General features: G+C 49.3%; 23 protein-coding genes and 1 pseudogene. 3 read left to right on the top strand and 21 right to left on the bottom strand.

Annotation, left to right across the window (positions count from 1 at the left end):
- Entirely contained in the window at positions 1-873 is an 873-nt protein-coding gene (locus IPL71_RS06110) for a DUF2270 domain-containing protein (protein WP_345319843.1), read from the top strand.
- Positions 874-1,082: 209 nt separating this feature from the next.
- Here IPL71_RS06110 and IPL71_RS06105 read toward each other — a convergent pair whose 3' ends face one another.
- The 21 genes and pseudogenes from IPL71_RS06105 to IPL71_RS06005 all read right to left on the bottom strand — a co-directional run bounded on the left by IPL71_RS06105 (position 1,083) and on the right by IPL71_RS06005 (position 16,073).
- Positions 1,083-2,063, bottom strand: coding sequence for a lipoate--protein ligase family protein (locus tag IPL71_RS06105; protein ID WP_345319841.1), 981 nt, complete (start codon positions 2,061-2,063; stop codon positions 1,083-1,085).
- Positions 2,064-2,099: 36 nt separating this feature from the next.
- Entirely contained in the window at positions 2,100-3,209 is a 1,110-nt protein-coding gene (locus IPL71_RS06100) for a radical SAM protein (RefSeq protein ID WP_345319839.1), read from the bottom strand.
- Positions 3,210-3,320: 111 nt separating this feature from the next.
- The gene (gene lipS1, locus IPL71_RS06095) at positions 3,321-4,235 is read right to left on the bottom strand and encodes a LipS1 family lipoyl synthase (RefSeq protein WP_345319837.1); all 915 of its coding nucleotides are present in this window, start codon (positions 4,233-4,235) and stop codon (positions 3,321-3,323) included.
- Complete coding sequence (locus IPL71_RS06090) at positions 4,216-4,740, bottom strand: hypothetical protein (protein WP_345319835.1); 525 nt, start codon at positions 4,738-4,740, stop codon at positions 4,216-4,218. Before IPL71_RS06090 ends, lipS1 begins: the two co-directional genes overlap by 20 nt.
- A 13-nt stretch (positions 4,741-4,753) precedes the next feature.
- Positions 4,754-5,323 (bottom strand): lipoate--protein ligase family protein, encoded by a 570-nt coding sequence (locus IPL71_RS06085; protein WP_345319833.1) that lies wholly within the window; start codon positions 5,321-5,323, stop codon positions 4,754-4,756.
- Positions 5,323-5,790, bottom strand: coding sequence for a glycine cleavage system protein H (locus IPL71_RS06080; protein ID WP_345319831.1), 468 nt, complete (start codon positions 5,788-5,790; stop codon positions 5,323-5,325). Before IPL71_RS06080 ends, IPL71_RS06085 begins: the two co-directional genes overlap by 1 nt.
- A 155-nt stretch (positions 5,791-5,945) precedes the next feature.
- Complete coding sequence (locus IPL71_RS06075; RefSeq protein ID WP_345319829.1) at positions 5,946-6,203, bottom strand: HypC/HybG/HupF family hydrogenase formation chaperone; 258 nt, start codon at positions 6,201-6,203, stop codon at positions 5,946-5,948.
- 89 nt (positions 6,204-6,292) lie between these two features.
- Complete coding sequence (gene hypA / locus IPL71_RS06070) at positions 6,293-6,634, bottom strand: hydrogenase maturation nickel metallochaperone HypA (RefSeq protein WP_345319827.1); 342 nt, start codon at positions 6,632-6,634, stop codon at positions 6,293-6,295.
- 5 nt (positions 6,635-6,639) lie between these two features.
- Positions 6,640-7,131 (bottom strand): HyaD/HybD family hydrogenase maturation endopeptidase, encoded by a 492-nt coding sequence (locus IPL71_RS06065; RefSeq protein ID WP_345319825.1) that lies wholly within the window; start codon positions 7,129-7,131, stop codon positions 6,640-6,642.
- Between the two features lie 56 nt (positions 7,132-7,187).
- Complete coding sequence (locus tag IPL71_RS06060) at positions 7,188-8,300, bottom strand: SLAC1 family transporter (protein WP_345319823.1); 1,113 nt, start codon at positions 8,298-8,300, stop codon at positions 7,188-7,190.
- A gap of 99 nt (positions 8,301-8,399) precedes the next feature.
- Positions 8,400-10,138, bottom strand: a pseudogene (locus IPL71_RS06055) (nickel-dependent hydrogenase large subunit).
- A 10-nt stretch (positions 10,139-10,148) separates the two neighbouring features.
- Positions 10,149-11,414, bottom strand: coding sequence for a (Fe-S)-binding protein (locus IPL71_RS06050; protein WP_345319821.1), 1,266 nt, complete (start codon positions 11,412-11,414; stop codon positions 10,149-10,151).
- 10 nt (positions 11,415-11,424) lie between these two features.
- Positions 11,425-11,868 carry a hypothetical protein gene (locus IPL71_RS06045; RefSeq protein WP_345319819.1) on the bottom strand — a complete coding sequence of 148 codons (444 nt, stop codon included), beginning with the start codon at positions 11,866-11,868 and terminating at the stop codon, positions 11,425-11,427.
- Positions 11,865-12,101, bottom strand: a complete 237-nt coding sequence (locus IPL71_RS06040; RefSeq protein ID WP_345319817.1) for a hypothetical protein — start codon at positions 12,099-12,101, stop codon at positions 11,865-11,867. Before IPL71_RS06040 ends, IPL71_RS06045 begins: the two co-directional genes overlap by 4 nt.
- The gene (locus IPL71_RS06035; protein ID WP_345319815.1) at positions 12,101-13,213 is read right to left on the bottom strand and encodes a hydrogenase small subunit; all 1,113 of its coding nucleotides are present in this window, start codon (positions 13,211-13,213) and stop codon (positions 12,101-12,103) included. The genes IPL71_RS06040 and IPL71_RS06035 overlap by 1 nt, the downstream gene beginning before the upstream one ends.
- Before the next feature lie 49 nt (positions 13,214-13,262).
- On the bottom strand, positions 13,263-13,709 hold the full coding sequence (locus tag IPL71_RS06030) for a biotin/lipoyl attachment domain-containing protein (protein WP_345319813.1): 447 nt from the start codon (positions 13,707-13,709) through the stop codon (positions 13,263-13,265).
- Positions 13,710-13,719: 10 nt separating this feature from the next.
- Entirely contained in the window at positions 13,720-14,088 is a 369-nt protein-coding gene (locus IPL71_RS06025) for a DsrE family protein (protein WP_345319811.1), read from the bottom strand.
- Between the two features lie 24 nt (positions 14,089-14,112).
- The gene (locus IPL71_RS06020) at positions 14,113-14,592 is read right to left on the bottom strand and encodes a DsrE/DsrF/DrsH-like family protein (RefSeq protein ID WP_345319809.1); all 480 of its coding nucleotides are present in this window, start codon (positions 14,590-14,592) and stop codon (positions 14,113-14,115) included.
- 9 nt (positions 14,593-14,601) lie between these two features.
- Positions 14,602-14,976, bottom strand: a complete 375-nt coding sequence (locus tag IPL71_RS06015; RefSeq protein WP_345319807.1) for a DsrE family protein — start codon at positions 14,974-14,976, stop codon at positions 14,602-14,604.
- A gap of 90 nt (positions 14,977-15,066) precedes the next feature.
- Positions 15,067-15,303 (bottom strand): sulfurtransferase TusA family protein, encoded by a 237-nt coding sequence (locus IPL71_RS06010; protein WP_345319805.1) that lies wholly within the window; start codon positions 15,301-15,303, stop codon positions 15,067-15,069.
- Positions 15,304-15,326: 23 nt separating this feature from the next.
- On the bottom strand, positions 15,327-16,073 hold the full coding sequence (locus IPL71_RS06005) for a PocR ligand-binding domain-containing protein (RefSeq protein ID WP_345319803.1): 747 nt from the start codon (positions 16,071-16,073) through the stop codon (positions 15,327-15,329).
- Between the two features lie 517 nt (positions 16,074-16,590).
- Between IPL71_RS06005 and IPL71_RS06000 the strand changes: the two genes are divergently transcribed.
- Positions 16,591-17,286, top strand: coding sequence for a cupin domain-containing protein (locus tag IPL71_RS06000; protein ID WP_345319801.1), 696 nt, complete (start codon positions 16,591-16,593; stop codon positions 17,284-17,286).
- A 15-nt stretch (positions 17,287-17,301) separates the two neighbouring features.
- On the top strand, positions 17,302-17,493 hold the full coding sequence (locus tag IPL71_RS05995) for a hypothetical protein (RefSeq protein ID WP_345319800.1): 192 nt from the start codon (positions 17,302-17,304) through the stop codon (positions 17,491-17,493).

Genomic DNA, 17,493 nt, shown 5'->3' with positions numbered 1-17,493 from the left:
TTGGTTGCCACTGGCGCGACCCTTTCCATTGCGTTCAGTCAATCGAATGTTCATCATGCGATCATATTGTTAAATACGCTGTTGGTCTTGTGGTTTCTTTTTATTGAAGCGCGGCGGTATCGTTATTATGAGTTGTGGAGTTATCGTGTGCGTTTGATGGAAACGGATTTTTATGCGGCTATGCTGGTGCCGCCGTTTCATCCCTCGCCAGATTGGGCGGAGAATCTCGCGGAAAGTTTGCTTACCCCCAGTTTTCCCATTTCAGTGTGGGAGGCTTTTGGGCGCCGCTTGCGCCGAAATTATTATTGGATATTTCTAATTCTTTATGCTTCGTGGGTGGCGAAGATTTGGCTGTACCCTGCTTCGCCGATAAATGCTGAGGAGTTTATTCGCCGCGCTTCGGTTGGGCCAATTTCAGGTGAGATTATGATCGGGCTGGGGCTTTTGTTTTATACATTCCTGACGATCTTTGCAATTGCCACGATCAATATGACGCGCGCGACGGGCGAGGTGCTTCCGCGCTTTGGCGATGAAACGGCAACCGCCGCGCCATCTGAGCAGGGTAAACCGAGAGGCTTGCGCGCGCTGATCGCCCCCCGTCAACGCCGCCGTCAGCTTTTGGCGTTGATCATCACCGGCAATGCAGAGGCAGTTTCCAACCGGATTCTTTCGGATCTCAAACGTGGTGTGACAGCCATCAATGGCAAGGGCATGTATACGGGCACAGATCGCACGATTCTTATGTGTGCGTTGACCGTCACTGAGGTACATAACTTAAAAACGGCTGTTGCAAAAGAAGATCCACAGGCATTTGTGATCGTTTCCCCTGCACAGGAAATATTGGGGCGCGGATTTAATCAGCTTGAAGAATAGCTGACTCTTTTAGAATTATGTTTATGGAAATCTCCAAAGAAGAAAATAATCCTCGAAGATCTTGAATTTTCATAAAAATTCTCTACTTATAATCAACTGTTTTCACCACAAAGAGTGCTGGATTTCATTTTTTCTTCACGTTCATTGTGATTCATTTTTGGTATTTATACAGTAGACAGATAAAGAAGCATAAGAATTTTATGCTTCTTTTAAAGTTCAATATTTTCCTTCCAATCGCTGAATAAAATTCCCCGTAATTTCTCTTCTTCAAAATTCCAATCCCGTTCAGGAGTCGATTGTAAAATGACCTCCTGAATTACATCGTCCGAAAGCCAGAAACTCCCCCGCACACCATAACCATCCATCTGAACTTCATCATAACGAATAAATGCGCGTGCCGAAATTTTCAAGGTACGCATTGGTTCAGGGATGGAGTTTGTTTTATGCAGCGCCAGGTAATCAGGTGAAGCAAGTTCCTGCGCCTCTTCCTCGGCGGCCTGCCATTCTTCAGGCGTCAACTCGCCAGTTTCCAATTCCCGCCCCATTGACGTGGCAAACGACTCGATCAACAAATCCGTAACCTGCTCCATCGAAACATTCAACGCCAGGTCCTTCATCGTGATGATTCTTTGGCGCAACGCCTTCTGTGCCAGCAACCGAAACGACGGCCACGGAGTCTGCCAGACGGCCGTCATCGCTTCGTAATCAAAGTCAAACAAAATATTCCCGACCACGATCGCGGCATCTTCGATCCGCCCGCCACCCGTGCCTGCAATGCGCCTGCCATTCACTTCGATCTCATTCGTCTCGCGCAACTCCGCACTTAAGCCAAGTCCGCGCAGTGTGTTGACAGGTGCGGCAAGCGCCGAAGAATAAATATCCTTCAGCATCACAGGCAAATGCGTGTGATGAAAAATACATTGATAAAAAATCTGGTTCTCATCCAGATAAGTTGCGCCGCCACCCAACCGACGCCGATACACAGGCAATCCGCGCCGCGCACATTCAGACGGGTCAAATATGCTCTCGAAAACTTGATGATACCCAAGACACAAATACGGCTCACTCGGACGACAAAGCACGATCGTATCCTGTGCTTCATCGTCCATTCTTTCAGCAAGCGCATGATAAATTGCCTGAGTCTGCCACGGCGGGACAGCGCCCAGATTGATCAGCCGAATCGGTTTCATGGACAGCTTCGCCGCCTCATCCTTAACTGGAAGCTGCTACTGCGCCGCAGAAATGGACTTCGCCCAAACTTCATCCAACCGCATCTGCCCGCGGATGATGGTCACATCTTCGGCATTCGGCACGAACGGATAATCGCGATATTCCTCGCTCGGGCGGTACGACCCATACGGACGGTTGCAAGCCATCACGCCGTGACGGTCAGGGCAGCCGTTGGTCATAAACGGCAAACCTGAATTAATGGCTTCATCCAGCATGGTTTCGGGAGCATCTAATTTTGAGAGTCCGCCTGCTTCGTTGTAGGTGATCGCCGCTGGAGACAGCTCATAATTTTCGATCAAATATTTGACAAGCTGCACACGGCGGTGACGGTCAAGCGGCTGGCGCGGCAGGTCTTGTGTAGCGGTGCCCGGTTCTGGATTGAACGCGAACAAATACCCGGCGATCTGTTCCTCTCTCAATTGGAAGAACAAATTGAAAAGGTCGCGATCCGTTTCGCCCAAGCCAACAATAACATGACAGTTGACATTCATTGGCCCGAACATCTTGCGAGCCATGCGGATGATCTCCCAGTGATAATCCCATTTATGCGGGCCGCGAGTCTTCTTGCCACGCGCCTCGTCGAAGATTTCTTCTGTTGCGCCATCCAAGCCAATGCCAATAATGTCCACACCCGCATCGCGGATCTCTATAAGTTTCGCTTCATTCAAAAGCGTTGCACTGACCAATGCCGCAATTGGAACCTGCGGAGCTTTTTCATGCACACGGCGGATAATTTCCATCATGTCGGCATTGGCACGGTGATCTTGAACCTGAGAAACGCATACGCGCCCAACTTCCTTTTTGGCTTCGCGCTCGGCAATTTTCTCTGCGATGAGGTCTGTGGAATACAAAGGCCAGCCTACGCGAATGAAAGTATTGTCTTCGGGCATTCCTGGTCTCTCACGCGCCAATCCGCAATAGGTGCAGTTGGCGTAACAACCTTCGGGATAATTTTGAAGCAAATTAATACAATCGCAGGCTGCGCGTTCAATGCGACCCGGCTTCAATCCAAGCTCAATTGCCGCCGCCATACTAATGCGGACATAATCCGGGCTGATCTGAAAATGCTCTGCCTGCTGGTCTGCTGGAATGGTTACTTTTGCCATGATAACTCCCTGAAAAAATAAACACAAAGGGCACCAAGGTCACGAAGGTAAAACCCTTAAGCGAAACCGCATTTCACTTTATGTACTTTGTGTCCTTCGTGTTTGAAGAATTTACCAAGTCACCCCGCAGCAGGCATTTACGAACTGCGGACGCAGCCCAGCCTGGCGGGCATATTCAACAATATCATTGGCAGGGAATGCAATGCCGTTCAAACCGGCATCCACCGCCAGACGATCAATTTCAACTTTCATATCTCCCATCGGACGGGCGCAACCCAACATCACAGGTGTGGACGGGAGTGCCTTACGCGTCTTTTGGAAGAATGCGCCGATCTCACTCAGGGACGGAGGAGTGACGTTCGCCATTGCTGTTTTTGACATCGACATCAACACCACCAATGCCAACAGCTTCGGTGGATGGCGGATGATCATCTCAAGCGCGCGGTCTTCGCCGAGCATTTTTCCGTAGTGCAGCCCCATGACAATATGCGGCACCATCGGAACTTTATATTTTTCCAGCCACGAAAGCGCATCTTCATAATCTTCCGGGTCGGCATCGAGATGATAGACCTCGTGAATGGTGTCGCGATGACCGATGATATCGATCATTGCACCGTCCACATCCACTTCGCCGAGTGCGGCGCAGGTTTCTTCATCAGGCAAACCTACATGCACGCGGACGGCCATTCCCAATTCTGTACGAACCCGTTTCATATCATCTATGTGGGAAAGAAGCGGAACACGTCCCTTCGGGTCACTGCCGCCAGAGACCAACACGCCGCGTGTGCCCTGCCCTGCCAGTGATTCGCACAGGTCATACAACGAGCCATCGAAGCGGCGCAGATCGGTCATGCCGCGCAATACTTTTGTGTTGCAATGTTCGCAACTCAGCGCACAGGCTGTACCTGTAATGCTGATCGAGACAAATTCCTCCGCACCCTGATTGTCATGTTCGTCGGTTTTGTAGCCGCGAAAACCAGGGGTGTGGAAGATGATCTCGTTGGAATTAGGAAGCGGCAGGGTCATAAGGGTTGGCGTTTTCGAGAGTTCCCACCAAAACAGCATTTGCGATGGCTTTGAGTGTCGTCTCTTGAATCGTTTCGAGAGGGAGGCCGTTGAAATCTTTTTCGCGGCGTTGATAGACCTTTGCCAGCGTAGCGGATACTTTTTCAGGTTGGCTTGCGTGCCAGCGCAATGCGCCTTCCATTTCAGCCACGGCCGATTCTTCAGCGAAGAAATCTCCACCGATGTAAACAGCTTTGAGCGTTTCGCCCGCCATGGCTACACGGATATCGAGCAGGCCAACAGGGGTCTTGAATTTTGCGCCGCCGAATTTATCTTCTACGGTGGAGGTCTGATAGATCCATTCGTCGCTGAGATATTTTTCGGCTTCGGTTTTGGAAATAGCCTGGAGTTCGTCTGCTGTATATTGTCCGGGTATCAGCTCAAGGTTAAGAGTCGAGGCGTAATTTCTTGCGATGGCCTGCCGAACATCTTCGAGAGGAATATCCCGCCCCAGTTCGCGGCGCACAGTCGTTATCCGCTCAGTGATGGCAGATACCAGTTTGTCGGAGATCTTTTTCCAGCGGCGTGTTGAGCACTTGCAGCATGAGTTTCACATCCAGATCGACAAGCGTGCTGGCGTGGAAAAGCAGGCTGCCGGAGTGGGCGCGATGAATGCCTGTGCCGACGATCTTTCTGCCGTTGACCATGATGTCGTTCTTGTTGTGGAATTGCGCGTTGACGCCCAGTTCGTTCAAGCCTTTGATGATGCCTTCGGAAAGAGTGGACATCAAATCGCGTGCGCGGCTGTATGTGTCTTCGGCGTGCCCCGGAAGCATGAGCGCCAGCCCTAGTTGCCCCTCCCCCATGATGATCGCGCCGCCGCCGGTGGGACGACGATTGACGGTGATGTTGTTCTCTTTGCAGAAATCAAGACGCAGTTCGTTTTGAATATTCTGGAAACGTCCGACCAGCCCGCAATGAGATTTATATGTGTAAAGGCGCAGCGTGGGAACAGACTCGCCTGTGCCAACGCGCTCACCGATCACCTCATCGGCGCTGAGGCCGAAGGAAGCAGTGACATTATCCTGAATGATCAAGCGCAGATCCATCAGTCGATCCAACCTTGCTGACGATAGCGTTTGAGTTCGGAGTCAACCCATGCGGGCAGTTCATCTACATTTACCATTTGCGCGGATTCGTTTTCCCAATTGCTGGGCTTGATGACAACCAGCCAGCCGTTGGTGTAGGTTTCCTGATTGACCAGTGCGGGGTTGCGGACGGTGAGGTCATTGCGTTCGACGATCTCGCCGCTGATGGGGAAGTCAGGTCGCCTGTCATTTTGGCGGCCTCGAGCGTGCCAAAGAGATTCGCCGCGTTCCACTTTGGTGCCTGCGGGCTGCAAAGAGACATAAGCCAGATCGCCCAATGCGGCCAGACCAAGCGCGTCCATGCCGATGGTGACATTTCCTGTGACATGGTCAAAGGATGCCCACATGTGATTCTCTCGTCCGTAGAAACGATCTGCGGGGATGGAGTATAGATCTGTGCCAATTTTAAATTCTTGTGTGTTGCTCATATTTTCTCCAAATGTTGAAGTTTAGATGGTTGGCTATTATAAAAATATTTGGCTCAAATGCGAATTACGCAAATGACGCGATTTTTTTCGTAGAAGCGGGCAATCTTCGCGCTATTCGCGTTCAGAATTTCTACTTTTACATATGAGCCAAATATTTATGGCGTTGGTTCGGGGCCTAACTCTTCTTCAATTCCGCCGATCTGCCGTAGAAGTTCGAGCGTTTCCATTGCTTCCGATTCGCTCAATACGCTGATCGCAAAGCCAACATGGATGATGCAGTATTCGCCGACTTTTGCTTCAGGCACATAGTCCAGGCAGGCTTCGCGGAAGATTCCGCCAAAGTCCACTCTTGCCATATGCAGTCCGCCTTTTTCATAGGTTTCAACAATTTTTCCGGGTACGCCTAAACACATTTCAATCTCACAATCGAAAAAATAGAATAACCACTGCACCCGGGCATCCGCCCGAGAAGGGTGAATTTACGTGTCTATCTTCAGGTTTTTCACTCCACATCAATCGACTCCAGTGCAAACTCTTCGCCTTGGATAATCTTTGCGCCAACGCCGTGACACTTTGGACAAACCAGTTCCTTATCGGTGGGATGATATTTTTCAAAACAGGTCATGCATTGCAGCTCGGCAGGTACACGACGAAAATGCAGAGTTGCTTTTTCAGCGATTGTATCTTTGGCGATGATCTCCCAATAGAACTGGATCGAGTCATCCACCATGCTGGCGAGTTCGCCCATGACAATATGTAAATCAGTGATGCGTTTGGCATTTCCTTTTTTGGCATGATCGAGGGCGATCTTTAATAAAGACTCAGTGATGGGTAATTCATGCATGGCGATTACCCGATCAATCCCCATTCACGCAAAACCCGCTCAGCTCGTTCTAAAATTTGCGGGATGACAGCCTCGATTTCCGGACTCATACCGTAGCCGATGTTCATATCCACGGGCTGTGCGCCGACGAGGTGCAAGTGTTCAGGAAATTTGTTTCGGAATTTTGCCAGTCCCAGCACTTCTTGAAAGGTAATTTGATGATCTGACATTTTGATATTGCTATAGAGTGGAATTTCGTCTTTTTTCAGTTCCATTACCTGACCAGGCAGGGAAAAGCGCGAGACGACTGAGTCGAGCACCAGCAGATGCGAGGCTTCCTCGACCCACGGCAGCAGATTCAACCCCAGCGCGCCACCGTCAATAAATTCCACATCGGGAGCGAGAGCAGCAAGTTTTTTCTCCAGGATTTCAAGTGCATGAACCCCAAGCCCTTCATCTTTGTTGAGAGTATTGCCCAGTCCCATTACAATTTTTCGTCCTGTGGTTTCAAGTTCCATGTCTGTCTCCGTTAAATAATAAATACGTTTTAATTTAATTCAGAACTTAAATCATATCAGCGTTTTGCGGGTGCATGTGGCACAAAGATGCTTCCGCGCCAGACGCCGATCAAGGTATTTGCAGCAACGACCAACCAGAGGATTAAGAGAAAGGTCAGCGCGGATAGTCCGATCCACTGAAAAAATGCCAGTGGAATCGCCTGAAAAAGTACACCGGTTGAGACAACAAAAGCACCGACAGGAAACACAAATGCCCACCAGCTAAGGGCAAAAGGAATGGATGATTTTTGGTGAACGCCCAATGTGACAATCAACGCCAGCAAAAGCCAGAACAGTGCAAATCCCCACAACATAACGGCGAGAGGCTTTGAAAGAAAATTTAGTGTTTGTTCAATTTCAGGAGCAGCTTGAAAAAATAGCGCCAGCGGTTCGGCAAACTTTAGCACAACAATGGTCAAGATGGAGGTTGGCGCGATTCCAACCCACATGGTCGGCGCGAGATGCGCGGGTGGTATGGGATGAAAAATGTAGCGGATAAAAACCAGCGACATGACAAAGATAAATAGCAAACTGCCGAACCCCGTGAAGATAAGGCTGGTAATGAGATTTACTGCGCCCCAGGTTGTTCCTTGAAAATGTATCGAGAGGCTAATTCCCAAAACGGGAACCAGCAAAGTCGAAACAGGCGGAATTAGCCAGCCAAGCGTGGAAGTTTCCCACTGTACTTCTGACTTGTGAAAAAACGTATTGAGAATGGTCAGCGCAAAAATTAATATTCCAGCCGAGCCAATAACCCAGAGGATTTGCAGAATGGTCCAAAGCAGATCTTCCGGGAGGAAGCCAGCGCCGACCTTTTCAAGCGCAATCCCAACAATCAGCATGGAGATCGGCATGGTCGGAAAGAACGCCGCCGATACAGGATGATTCAGGTCATGGCGGACATCGGCTGGATACATGAACCAGCGCAATGTCCACGGAACAATGAGAACTAAAAATAGAAAAATGGAAGCAAACAGGAAGAATGTACCCAGCGCTTTTGCAAATGGGAATACGCTTTGAAATACAAAGAGTGCAACGACGATCACGGCGGTGCCCATAACAGAAGCGAACCAGCCTGGAGCAAATGTTTTTACAATTGAAGTTTTTGGAGGGATTGAAGTTGAGTTCATGATTATGTTACCAATAGAGTTGCCGATATGTTTTGACCAATAAAATTGAGAAGGTGACCTCCGATGTTTGAAATCGGAGGTCACTGTTTAAATTGTTTTTTAGCTTATGCAAACATTCATGCCGGTTGCAGTTTCGCCAAGGTCATTGCCGTCTGCATCCACCATGTGGATGGCACAAGCCATACATGGGTCAAACGAGTGGATGGTGCGCAAAATTTCCAGCGGCCATTCAGGCTTGGCAAGCGGTGTGCCAACGAGTGACATTTCGTATGGTCCAGCCTGTTCCTTGTGATCTCGCGGAGATGCGTTCCAGGTGGTCGGGACAACCATCTGGTAGTTCTCGATCTTGCCGTTGTCAATCACGACCCAATGACCGAGTGCGCCGCGTGGGGCTTCCATGAAACCAAAGCCTTCAGCGTGAGAGGGCCAGGTAGTGGGCTCCCATTTGTCGCCATTGAAGGTTCTGGTGTCACCTGCCTTGATCGTGTCAATCAGTTCGTTGTAATTCTTAAGCATTTCATCTGCAAAGACAACGGTTTCGATACCGCGTGCGGCGGTGCGTCCGAGTGTTGAGAAGACGGCTTCAAGCGGAGCATCTAACTGCTTGAGGACGAAATTGGTCAAGTCCTGAGTCTGCTTGTGACCACTGGCATACATGGCGAGCACACGCCCCAGCGGACCAACTTCCATGGGAGTATCTGCCCAACGCGGGGATTTGAGCCAGGAGTATTTCTGTTCGACTTCCAATTGCTCATAGGGCGGTTTGGGTCCTGTGAAGTTGAATTCAGTTTCGCCTTTGAAGGGATGCAAACCTTCCTTGTCGCCAACACTTTGTTTGTACCAAGAGTGAGCAACAAACTCTTTCATCATATCAAAGTCATTTGGATTCGGCTCTTCGATATGAGTCAGGTCACGGTTCATAATGACCGCGCGCGGCACAACAAATTTCGAAGTGTCTTTGATGTCTGTGCCGGGCAGTTCGCCCCAGGTCAGGAAATTGCCAACACCTTCGCCGAGTCCTGCATATTCCAAATAGTAGGGAGCGATCGCCAGCAGATCAGGAATGTAAACCTGGTTGACGAATTGGATCATGCGGTCAATGCTGTCTTTGATGATGGAAAGACGTTCGGCGTTGAGCGCGGTGTCACTATTGAGGTCAATCGGCATGGGTACGCCGCCAACCACAAAGTTCGGGTGCGGATTTTTGCCGCCGAAAATAGTATGAATCTTGGTGAAGGTCTTCTGTGCTTCAAGGGCTTCAAGGTAATGCGCCACTGCCAATAGATTAACTTCAGGCGGCAGTTTGTAGGCGGGATGTCCCCAATAGGCATTTGCAAAAATGGAGAGTTGTCCGCTTTCGACGATGCCCTTCACTTTGTTCTGCACATCTTTGAAGTACGCGGGGAAGAATTCGCCCACGGGGAGATGCTCTGCTGAATGGCAGAGGTCGCTGTCGGGTCGGCTTGAAGCGCATTTACAACATCCACCCAATCCAACGCGTGCAGGTGATAAAAATGCATCACATGATCGTGGACGTACTGCTGGGTAATCATCAAATTGCGGATGAGATTGGCAGCCTTTGGAATGGGGATGTTCAACGCATCTTCCACCGAGCGGATTGATGCAAAAGAGTGGACGGTGGTGCAGACGCCGCAAGTGCGCTGAGCAAATGCCCAGGCATCGCGCGGGTCGCGTCCCTTCAAAATGATTTCGATACCGCGCACCATCGTACCTGCGGAATACGCCTTGCTGATTTTGTTCTCGGCATCAAGTTCGGCTTCGATGCGAAGATGTCCTTCGATGCGGGTAATGGGGTCAACAACAATTCTTTGTGCCATGTTTTATCTCCTACTCTTCCAACGCGTCTGCGACCATCTGAGATAGTCCAGCGACTTTCCAGTCCAACTTGAAGTGGTCAACGCTGTCTGTGAACTGCAAGCGGCAGTTGGAACAAGTCATTGCGACTGTCTTGGCGCTGACTGTGTTCACCTGATCGATCTTCAACTCAAACGAAGCATAGCGGACAGGGTCAGCAGCTTTGACTGCAATCACACCGCCACCGCCGCCGCAACAAACAGACTCTTCGCGGTTGGGTGTCATTTCGATAAAGGCATCGGGAGCCAGCACTTTGAGAATATCACGCGGTTCCTGAATATGTCCGCCTTTGCGTTGAATCTTGCAGGCATCGTGGAAGGTGATCTTGCCGCCGTCATTAAAGAAACCAGGCTTGATCTTGATTCGTCCACTGCCGATCAATTCACCTAAAACGCCAGTGATATGAATGACTTCAAAGTTGCTTGCTTCGGGAATCCAGTTGGCGGCATGCCAACGCAGGGCATCATACGCATGTCCGCACTCGGTTACCACGATACGCTTGACATTCAAATCTTTTGCGCCATCGAGTACGCGGTTGAGGAATAATTTAGTGTGCTCTTCGCTGCCTTCATAGAAACCAAAGTTGACGATTTCACGCGCCTTGCTGCTGACTGTCCATTTTTCGCCAGCCTTGTTGAGAATTTTCGCAATCGCGGCAACGTTAGCTGGGAACTTCATTACTTCGATGGAGGAGAAAACGACCATCGTGGTCGCGTCTTTCACATCGCGTGGGATTTCAACTTCCCATTCGTCAGCAACCCATTCGAGGCGTTGATCCCAAACGGTGTCGGTCATGCCAAGCGGACTTCCTTCATTAACTTGCTTGGTCACTGCAGCTGCCAGATCAGCAGGGACATCTCCCGCCGCAGCGAGACCTGCGCGCATTCCGTGCAACAGTGTGCCGATGTCAATTCCCATTGGGCAGACCATCGAGCATTTGTTACAGACGGTGCAGGCTTCATAGTTAAGATCGCTCCAGTGAGCGAGTTCTTCATCGGTGATGGGCTTATCCAAACCTAAAGAAAGTTTGATTCCGCCGACCAGAGTGAAGCGTTGTTCGTACGCGCGGCGCAAGAGTTCCATTTTCCAAACAGGCGCGTATTCAGGGTTGCCAGTCGCCTGATAAAAATGACAGGCTTCAGCGCACATGCCGCAGCGGGTGCAGGCTTCCAGTTGAGCAGCCACCCAGCCGCCAGTTTCATGTACGAAGGCTTCCATTGCTTTTTCAGTTGTAGACATTATTCACCTCCTACACAGCCACACCGCGCTTGCCAAATTCCTGACCGTGAATGGCGCGCGAGAAGAAGTAAAACACGAAATGCGAAATGCGGCTCAATGGAATCCAGATCATCAGCACATCCACTGTAATCATGTGACGGGCATACAGCGCTTCGTACGAACCGCCGATATGATGGGTCATCATGTAGCCTGTGATCATCGGCAGGAAAACAAACAGCCACGCAAAAAATTCAGCAGGACCAGAGATCAGTTTGAGGACGGGATGGATCCGGCGATTAATCAGCAAAATTACCATCGCAATGATTCCCACTGCTGCCATCCAATCTACGACGGGCAGGGGCAGAGTGGGCCAACCCAAGCCGATCAAGCTCTTCCAAACCAGCATGTGCGGCGCGCCCAAAATAATCACCACGAACAGGCTGAGATGGAACAAACCACCGCCGATGTAGATCAACGGGTTGCGGTTGAAAGTATTTTTACCCAGGGGATGAAGGGCCAGATGAGGAACGCCTTCAAAAAGGTGATGACGACGCCTTTGGATTTGCTTCCCATCGGGACGACTCGGTCCTTACTCCACCCGAGGCTGATCACACTAAACAGGCGATACGCCAGCCCGAACAGCATGAACAACAGTGCGAAGTAGAAGAATGGACCACGCGCAAATTCGAGAACAGCTTGTGAGCTCATTATGATTCTCCTTTTTTGGCTTTCTTCTTGGATTGATTGACCAGCGCCGTACCAATTCCCAGCGCAGCGCCAGCGCCAATTGCCGCGCCAACCGCAGCAATGGTCGGGCGATCCAACGGAGCAGACTGCCCCTCGTAGAATCCGCCGCCATCCCAGAAGTTGGGTTCAGAGCAACCAAGGCACGGGTGACCCGATTGAATTGGGAAGGAAAGACCCTGATCCCATTTAATGGTCGCGCAGGCGTTATAAGTTGTTGGGCCTTTGCAACCGAGTTTGTATAGACAGTAACCTTCTCGCGCGCCTTCATCATCGAAGGAAAGCGCAAACTTGCCAGCTTCGTAGAACGGGCGGCGCAGGCAGCGATCATGAACGGTCTTGCCGTAGAAAGTTAAAGGACGATTGAGTTTGTCAAGTTTAGGGAGAGTTCCAAAGACAGCAAAGTGAGCAATTACACCAGTAGTGGCTTCGGGAATAGCAGGGCAGCCAGAGATATTTACAACTGCCTTGTCGGTGATGAGTTCCCAAACGCCTTTGGCGCCCGTTGGATTTGGTTTGGCTTTCGGAAGTCCGCCATATGCAGCGCAATTTCCAACAGCAATGATCGCCGCTGCGCCAGCTGCTGCTTCTTTCAAAATGTCCACAGCCGACCTGCCGCCAATGACGCAGTATGAGCCATCATTATCGGTTGGAATACTGCCTTCAACCACAAGAACATATTGCCCCGCATATTTTTCCATGGCGTCTTTCTTGGCTTGTTCTACTTGAAAGCCAGCCGCCGCAGAAAGTGTTTCGTGATATTCAATGGTGAGTGTGTTAAGAACCAAATTTCCCAGGCTGGGCGAAACACTGCGCGAGACAGCTTCGGTACATCCTGTGCAGTCCTGAAATTCAAGCCAGATGACAGGCAGGCGTTGTTTGGTTTCAATCGCATGTAGGATCGCCTGTTCCTGATAGCCGCTTGCTGGAGCGTTGAGAGAAACGGGCAGGCCACTCGCTTCCACGGGTGCGGCTTGCAACCCCATGGCTGCTGCCAGCAATCCGCTTAGTTTCAAGAAATCACGTCTTGAAACGCCCTGTTTCGCAAGACTTTGTTTAATCGTTTCGTCGGGCATGTTCTCCTCCAAATTTTTTAGGCTACGCTATAAACGTAACCTGCTATGATTATGAACAGGAAATATTATCGGCTTCCAATTTGGCTTGATAGGCGGCGATGCCGTCAGCGCCAGTGGCGAGGGAACCTTTATCGGCATCCCAATTGGCGGGCTTGATCTCTGCGATCCAGCCTTCGCCGTAGGGATCGCGTGTAACGAAATTCGGATCGGCGGCTAAGTTTTCATTGCCACGGAGTAAGACACATGTCACAAGGGCGGTGGCTGGTCCAACAAATTTGCTGCTTTCTACAGTGGCAACACTTTTGCCTTGTGCAATTTCCTGACCTATATTCTTGGCTTTGACGGTGACACCTGCCAGATTGGATCCTGCCAATTTAGCGGCAACAGCTGTCATTCCGACGCGAAGCGTTCCGTCTTCCATCGGTTTGGCCCAGACGTGTTTATCGATCAGGTAGTACAAATCTTCAGGGAGGTTGCAACCTCTTACTTCAGTCATGGTTAGCTCCTTAGAAAGTCATCGTGGTTTTGGCGTCTTCAGCCAATTGCCACATGAACGCACCGCCGACCATTTTTATGCCATCGATCAAGTCTTCGGGTTTGATATCATGCAATTCGGTGGAGGCGGTGCAAGCTGTGAATTTCACGCCCGCGTCCAGTGCATCCTGAATGAAGCCGCTGACAGGTTTGCCGCCGGCTTTGGGGAAGACAGTTTCAGCCATGCCTTTTTTGAGCAAAAGTGTGCCATCAATCGTGAAGAACATGGTCACTTCATATTCCATTGCCGCAGCCAGTGTGGCAAAAAAGAAAGGTGTGGCACAGCGGCGCGGAGTATCCGGTCCGCTGGTCATTACAATGAGAATTTTTTCGTCAGCCATTTTGAAGTTCTCCTATTTAATTTTTTAGAATGTCAGTGCAATTGCATCATCAGCGGCGAATTCAATGAAGGCTGCCGCGCCGGCAACTTCAACACCGTCAATCAATTCTTCTTTTTTGATGCCCATCACATCCATGCTCATCTGGCAGGCAATGATACGCACACCGCTTTCGACGGCTATTTCAAGCAATTCGCTAAGCTTGGCAACATTGGCTTTTTTCATCCAGCCATTCATCATGCCAGTGGCTACAGCAGTCATGCCGGGCAACATGCCGATAATATTGGGGACAGAAATGCCGGGGATCGGTTGAGGCATGGCGGGATTCGCAATCGGTGAGACTTGCAATTTATCAGCATTGCCTTTTTTGATGATTTCCAATCCGTAGAAAGTGAAGAAAATTGCCACTTCCATATCCATTGCCACTGCGGCGGTGGCAAGGATCAAGGGAGGGTAAGCGGCATCCAGGCTGCCGTGAGTTGAGATAATTGCCATTCGTTTTGCCATTTTGCTCTCCTAATAAACCAGTACGTTGGTCGCTTCAGCACATTCCTTTACAAATGTCGCTGCATTTACAATAACTGCACCCTTAATAAACTCTTTTTCCGGGTCAATCTGGCGGGATTTGACGCAAGGTCCGCATACCAGCAATTTGCCGCCGCTCTCAAGATAGATGTCTAGTAATTCTTTAAGTGGAGGAAAACCGGCCGCAAATACATGCTGGGCAATGCCTTCGCGGATTAACATCACGCCATTTGCCTGGAAACCAAGCACCACTTCCACATCAGAGGCCTGGGCGGCGGTTGCCATCACAAACGGGATCGTGGCGCGCTCTGGATCTTCCGGCCCATGTGTACACATCAAAATTAACTTTTCAGTTTTCTCTGTCATGTTTACTCCTTTTTGCGAAAAAGACAAATCACATCGAAATCAGGTGGATTACAGTGCAATAAAAAAAGCCCGCTGTTCAGCAGGCTTTTTTTATTTGGTTCGTTTGATGAAAAAGGTGAATTTTCCGGCGTCCTCTTCATGTCCAACCAGTTCATGGCCAGTTTTGGATGTCCATGCTTGAATATCGGGCAATGATCCTGGGTCAGTCGCGATCATTTTGAGTACCTGCCCAAGTTGAAGGGCGTCCACTGCTTTTTTGGTTTTCAAAATTGGCATTGGGCAGGCCAGGCCACTACAATCGAGTTCTTGATCAAAGTTGAAAGACATTATTTTTTTCTCCTTAAGATTATTTATTCAATGATGCTCATTTCGGCGATCTGCCGTAAACGGCCCATGAGATTAACACGTTCAGAGCTAATTTGTTCAAACGTACTTGCAACACGTTCCAACCACCCACTGATCTGCGGAATCTTACGATCTCCCAGCACGGATATTTGTTTTGAGGCTTGCATCAACAGATCCTGGCTGATGTGATACTTGCGAGCCAACGCTTCAATACGCAGATTCTCTTCTTCTGTTTCCGGTTTCTGTATGTAAAATTGCCCGGCGATCAAAATGGCGATTAATTCCGACCGAACTTCTATGCGAGCACGCGCATACTGCAAGCCCGCATGACATGTTGTAAATTCCGGAGCAGCATCTTCCTGAGCGACCAACCTGCCCCAAGACTCCAAGCAAGCCACACGGCCTTCATCACTGCCCATGATCAATTTGCAAAAATCACAGGAATTACTAATACGAGTCAGAGCATTTCCGTTTTTATCGGCAGTCACTGCACCAACCTGTGCAATCTCTGCAAAGACATCCTGCACGGGCTGCATACAATGCAGAGGCAGAATACCCCCAGACAAAGGGACTTCCGTTTCATTCAAACGGACAGTACCCTCAAGAACGTCATTTACATCACGCGCAGAAAAACGCCAATGTTGACCCACCTTTACACCAGTCAAGCGCCTGTCTTTGAGCATTCGATAGATTGTGGTGCGGTCTACATTTAGTAACTCTTGAACTTGCTTTGCAGTAAGAAGGTTTTCCATAATTTGCAATATATTGCTATTGTTTGCCACTGTCTGCTATAGTGTATTCCTGCAGTCCGACCTAGCCTAGTACATTTTGTCAAATTTCAATGTGATAAATGTAACAAACGCTCATCTCGAATCAGTAAACGAAAAGAGATCCCTCCATTTTTACTGCGTTTTCTATTTGCCCAGTCATTATTAATTTTTACTCAAGTCGCTACCTTCATTTTTTGAGTCGCTTTTAGTCGGGATTCTTAACGCAAAGTCGCAACACCTGCCCTCCACTCGTTTCAGTTCGGGGGCCGTAGTGGCGGGCGGTGCCAGGGAGACGCTAAGATTCTATTGTTTTTTCCTTTGCGACTCTGCGCCTTGGCGTTAAAACTTGTGCAAATTCTACAAGGCCGCAACTTGGATTAATTTTACTTTTTGTATGAACTATACATAATTTACACAAAAAAACAGTAAATATATAACATAAAAATTACATCTTGTACTATAATATTGGTATAAGCTTAATGTATCAAAAGGCTATTTCATGGCAGATAAAACCCATTATCTAAAAAACAACCAACCTGCACAAGCAAATAAAAGAGCGAGAGTGGAAGATCCAGGCAGCACGCCCAAACCAGATGATGCAATTAGTGTAGGTCAACGATTGCGGAAGATTCGCGGTCAACGTGGGCTGTCTATGCGCATCCTGGCCGAGATGAGTGGACTAAACATCAACACCTTGAGTTTGATCGAAAACGAGCGCACATCTCCCAGTGTAAGCACTTTGCAGCAATTGGCGCAAAGCCTGCATGTCTCCATCACTGAATTCTTCCAAACAAATCATGAGAGCAAGGAATTGGTTTACCAAAAACAGGGGCACCGTCCGCTTGTTTTGTTTGAACACAGCACAATGGAAGACCTAGCAGCCGGAATGCCGCATTTTGGGGCTGAACCCTTAATCGTTACATTAAACCCCGGCGCTGACAGCGGCAAGAGCCCCATCGTCCATACTGGACGAGAGTTTGTATACTGCATTGAAGGACATGTGAACTACACAGTAAACAATCAGGGGTATTTATTAGGGACGGGAGACAGCCTTGTATTTGAAGCCTACCTTCCCCACCAATGGAAAAACCCTGACCGTACTTCCTCGCGTATTTTGCTGATGCTCTGCCCGATGGACGTTCGCGATAATGCAACAGAGCGCCATTTCTTAATACAAGCGTATCCAACGCCATAATCAAGGAGATGTGACATGCAAACAAAGATTTTGTTGTCATGGTTGTTCGTTATTTCGCCAGCTTTATTAACTTTACTTGTGATCATTTCCAGCCGGCAAATGAGAGTAGACATCAAGTGGCTGCCATTTGTGGAATTTGTAACACCAGCACTTATACTCGGCTGGGCATTGACAATTTACTTTTTTCACAAAACACAAACTGCCTGA

It is taken from the genome of Candidatus Villigracilis proximus, from assembly GCF_016717045.1.
In the GTDB taxonomy this organism is placed as follows: Bacteria; Chloroflexota; Anaerolineae; order Anaerolineales; family Villigracilaceae; genus Villigracilis; species Villigracilis proximus.
This window is presented reverse-complemented; position numbering and strand designations above follow the sequence as displayed.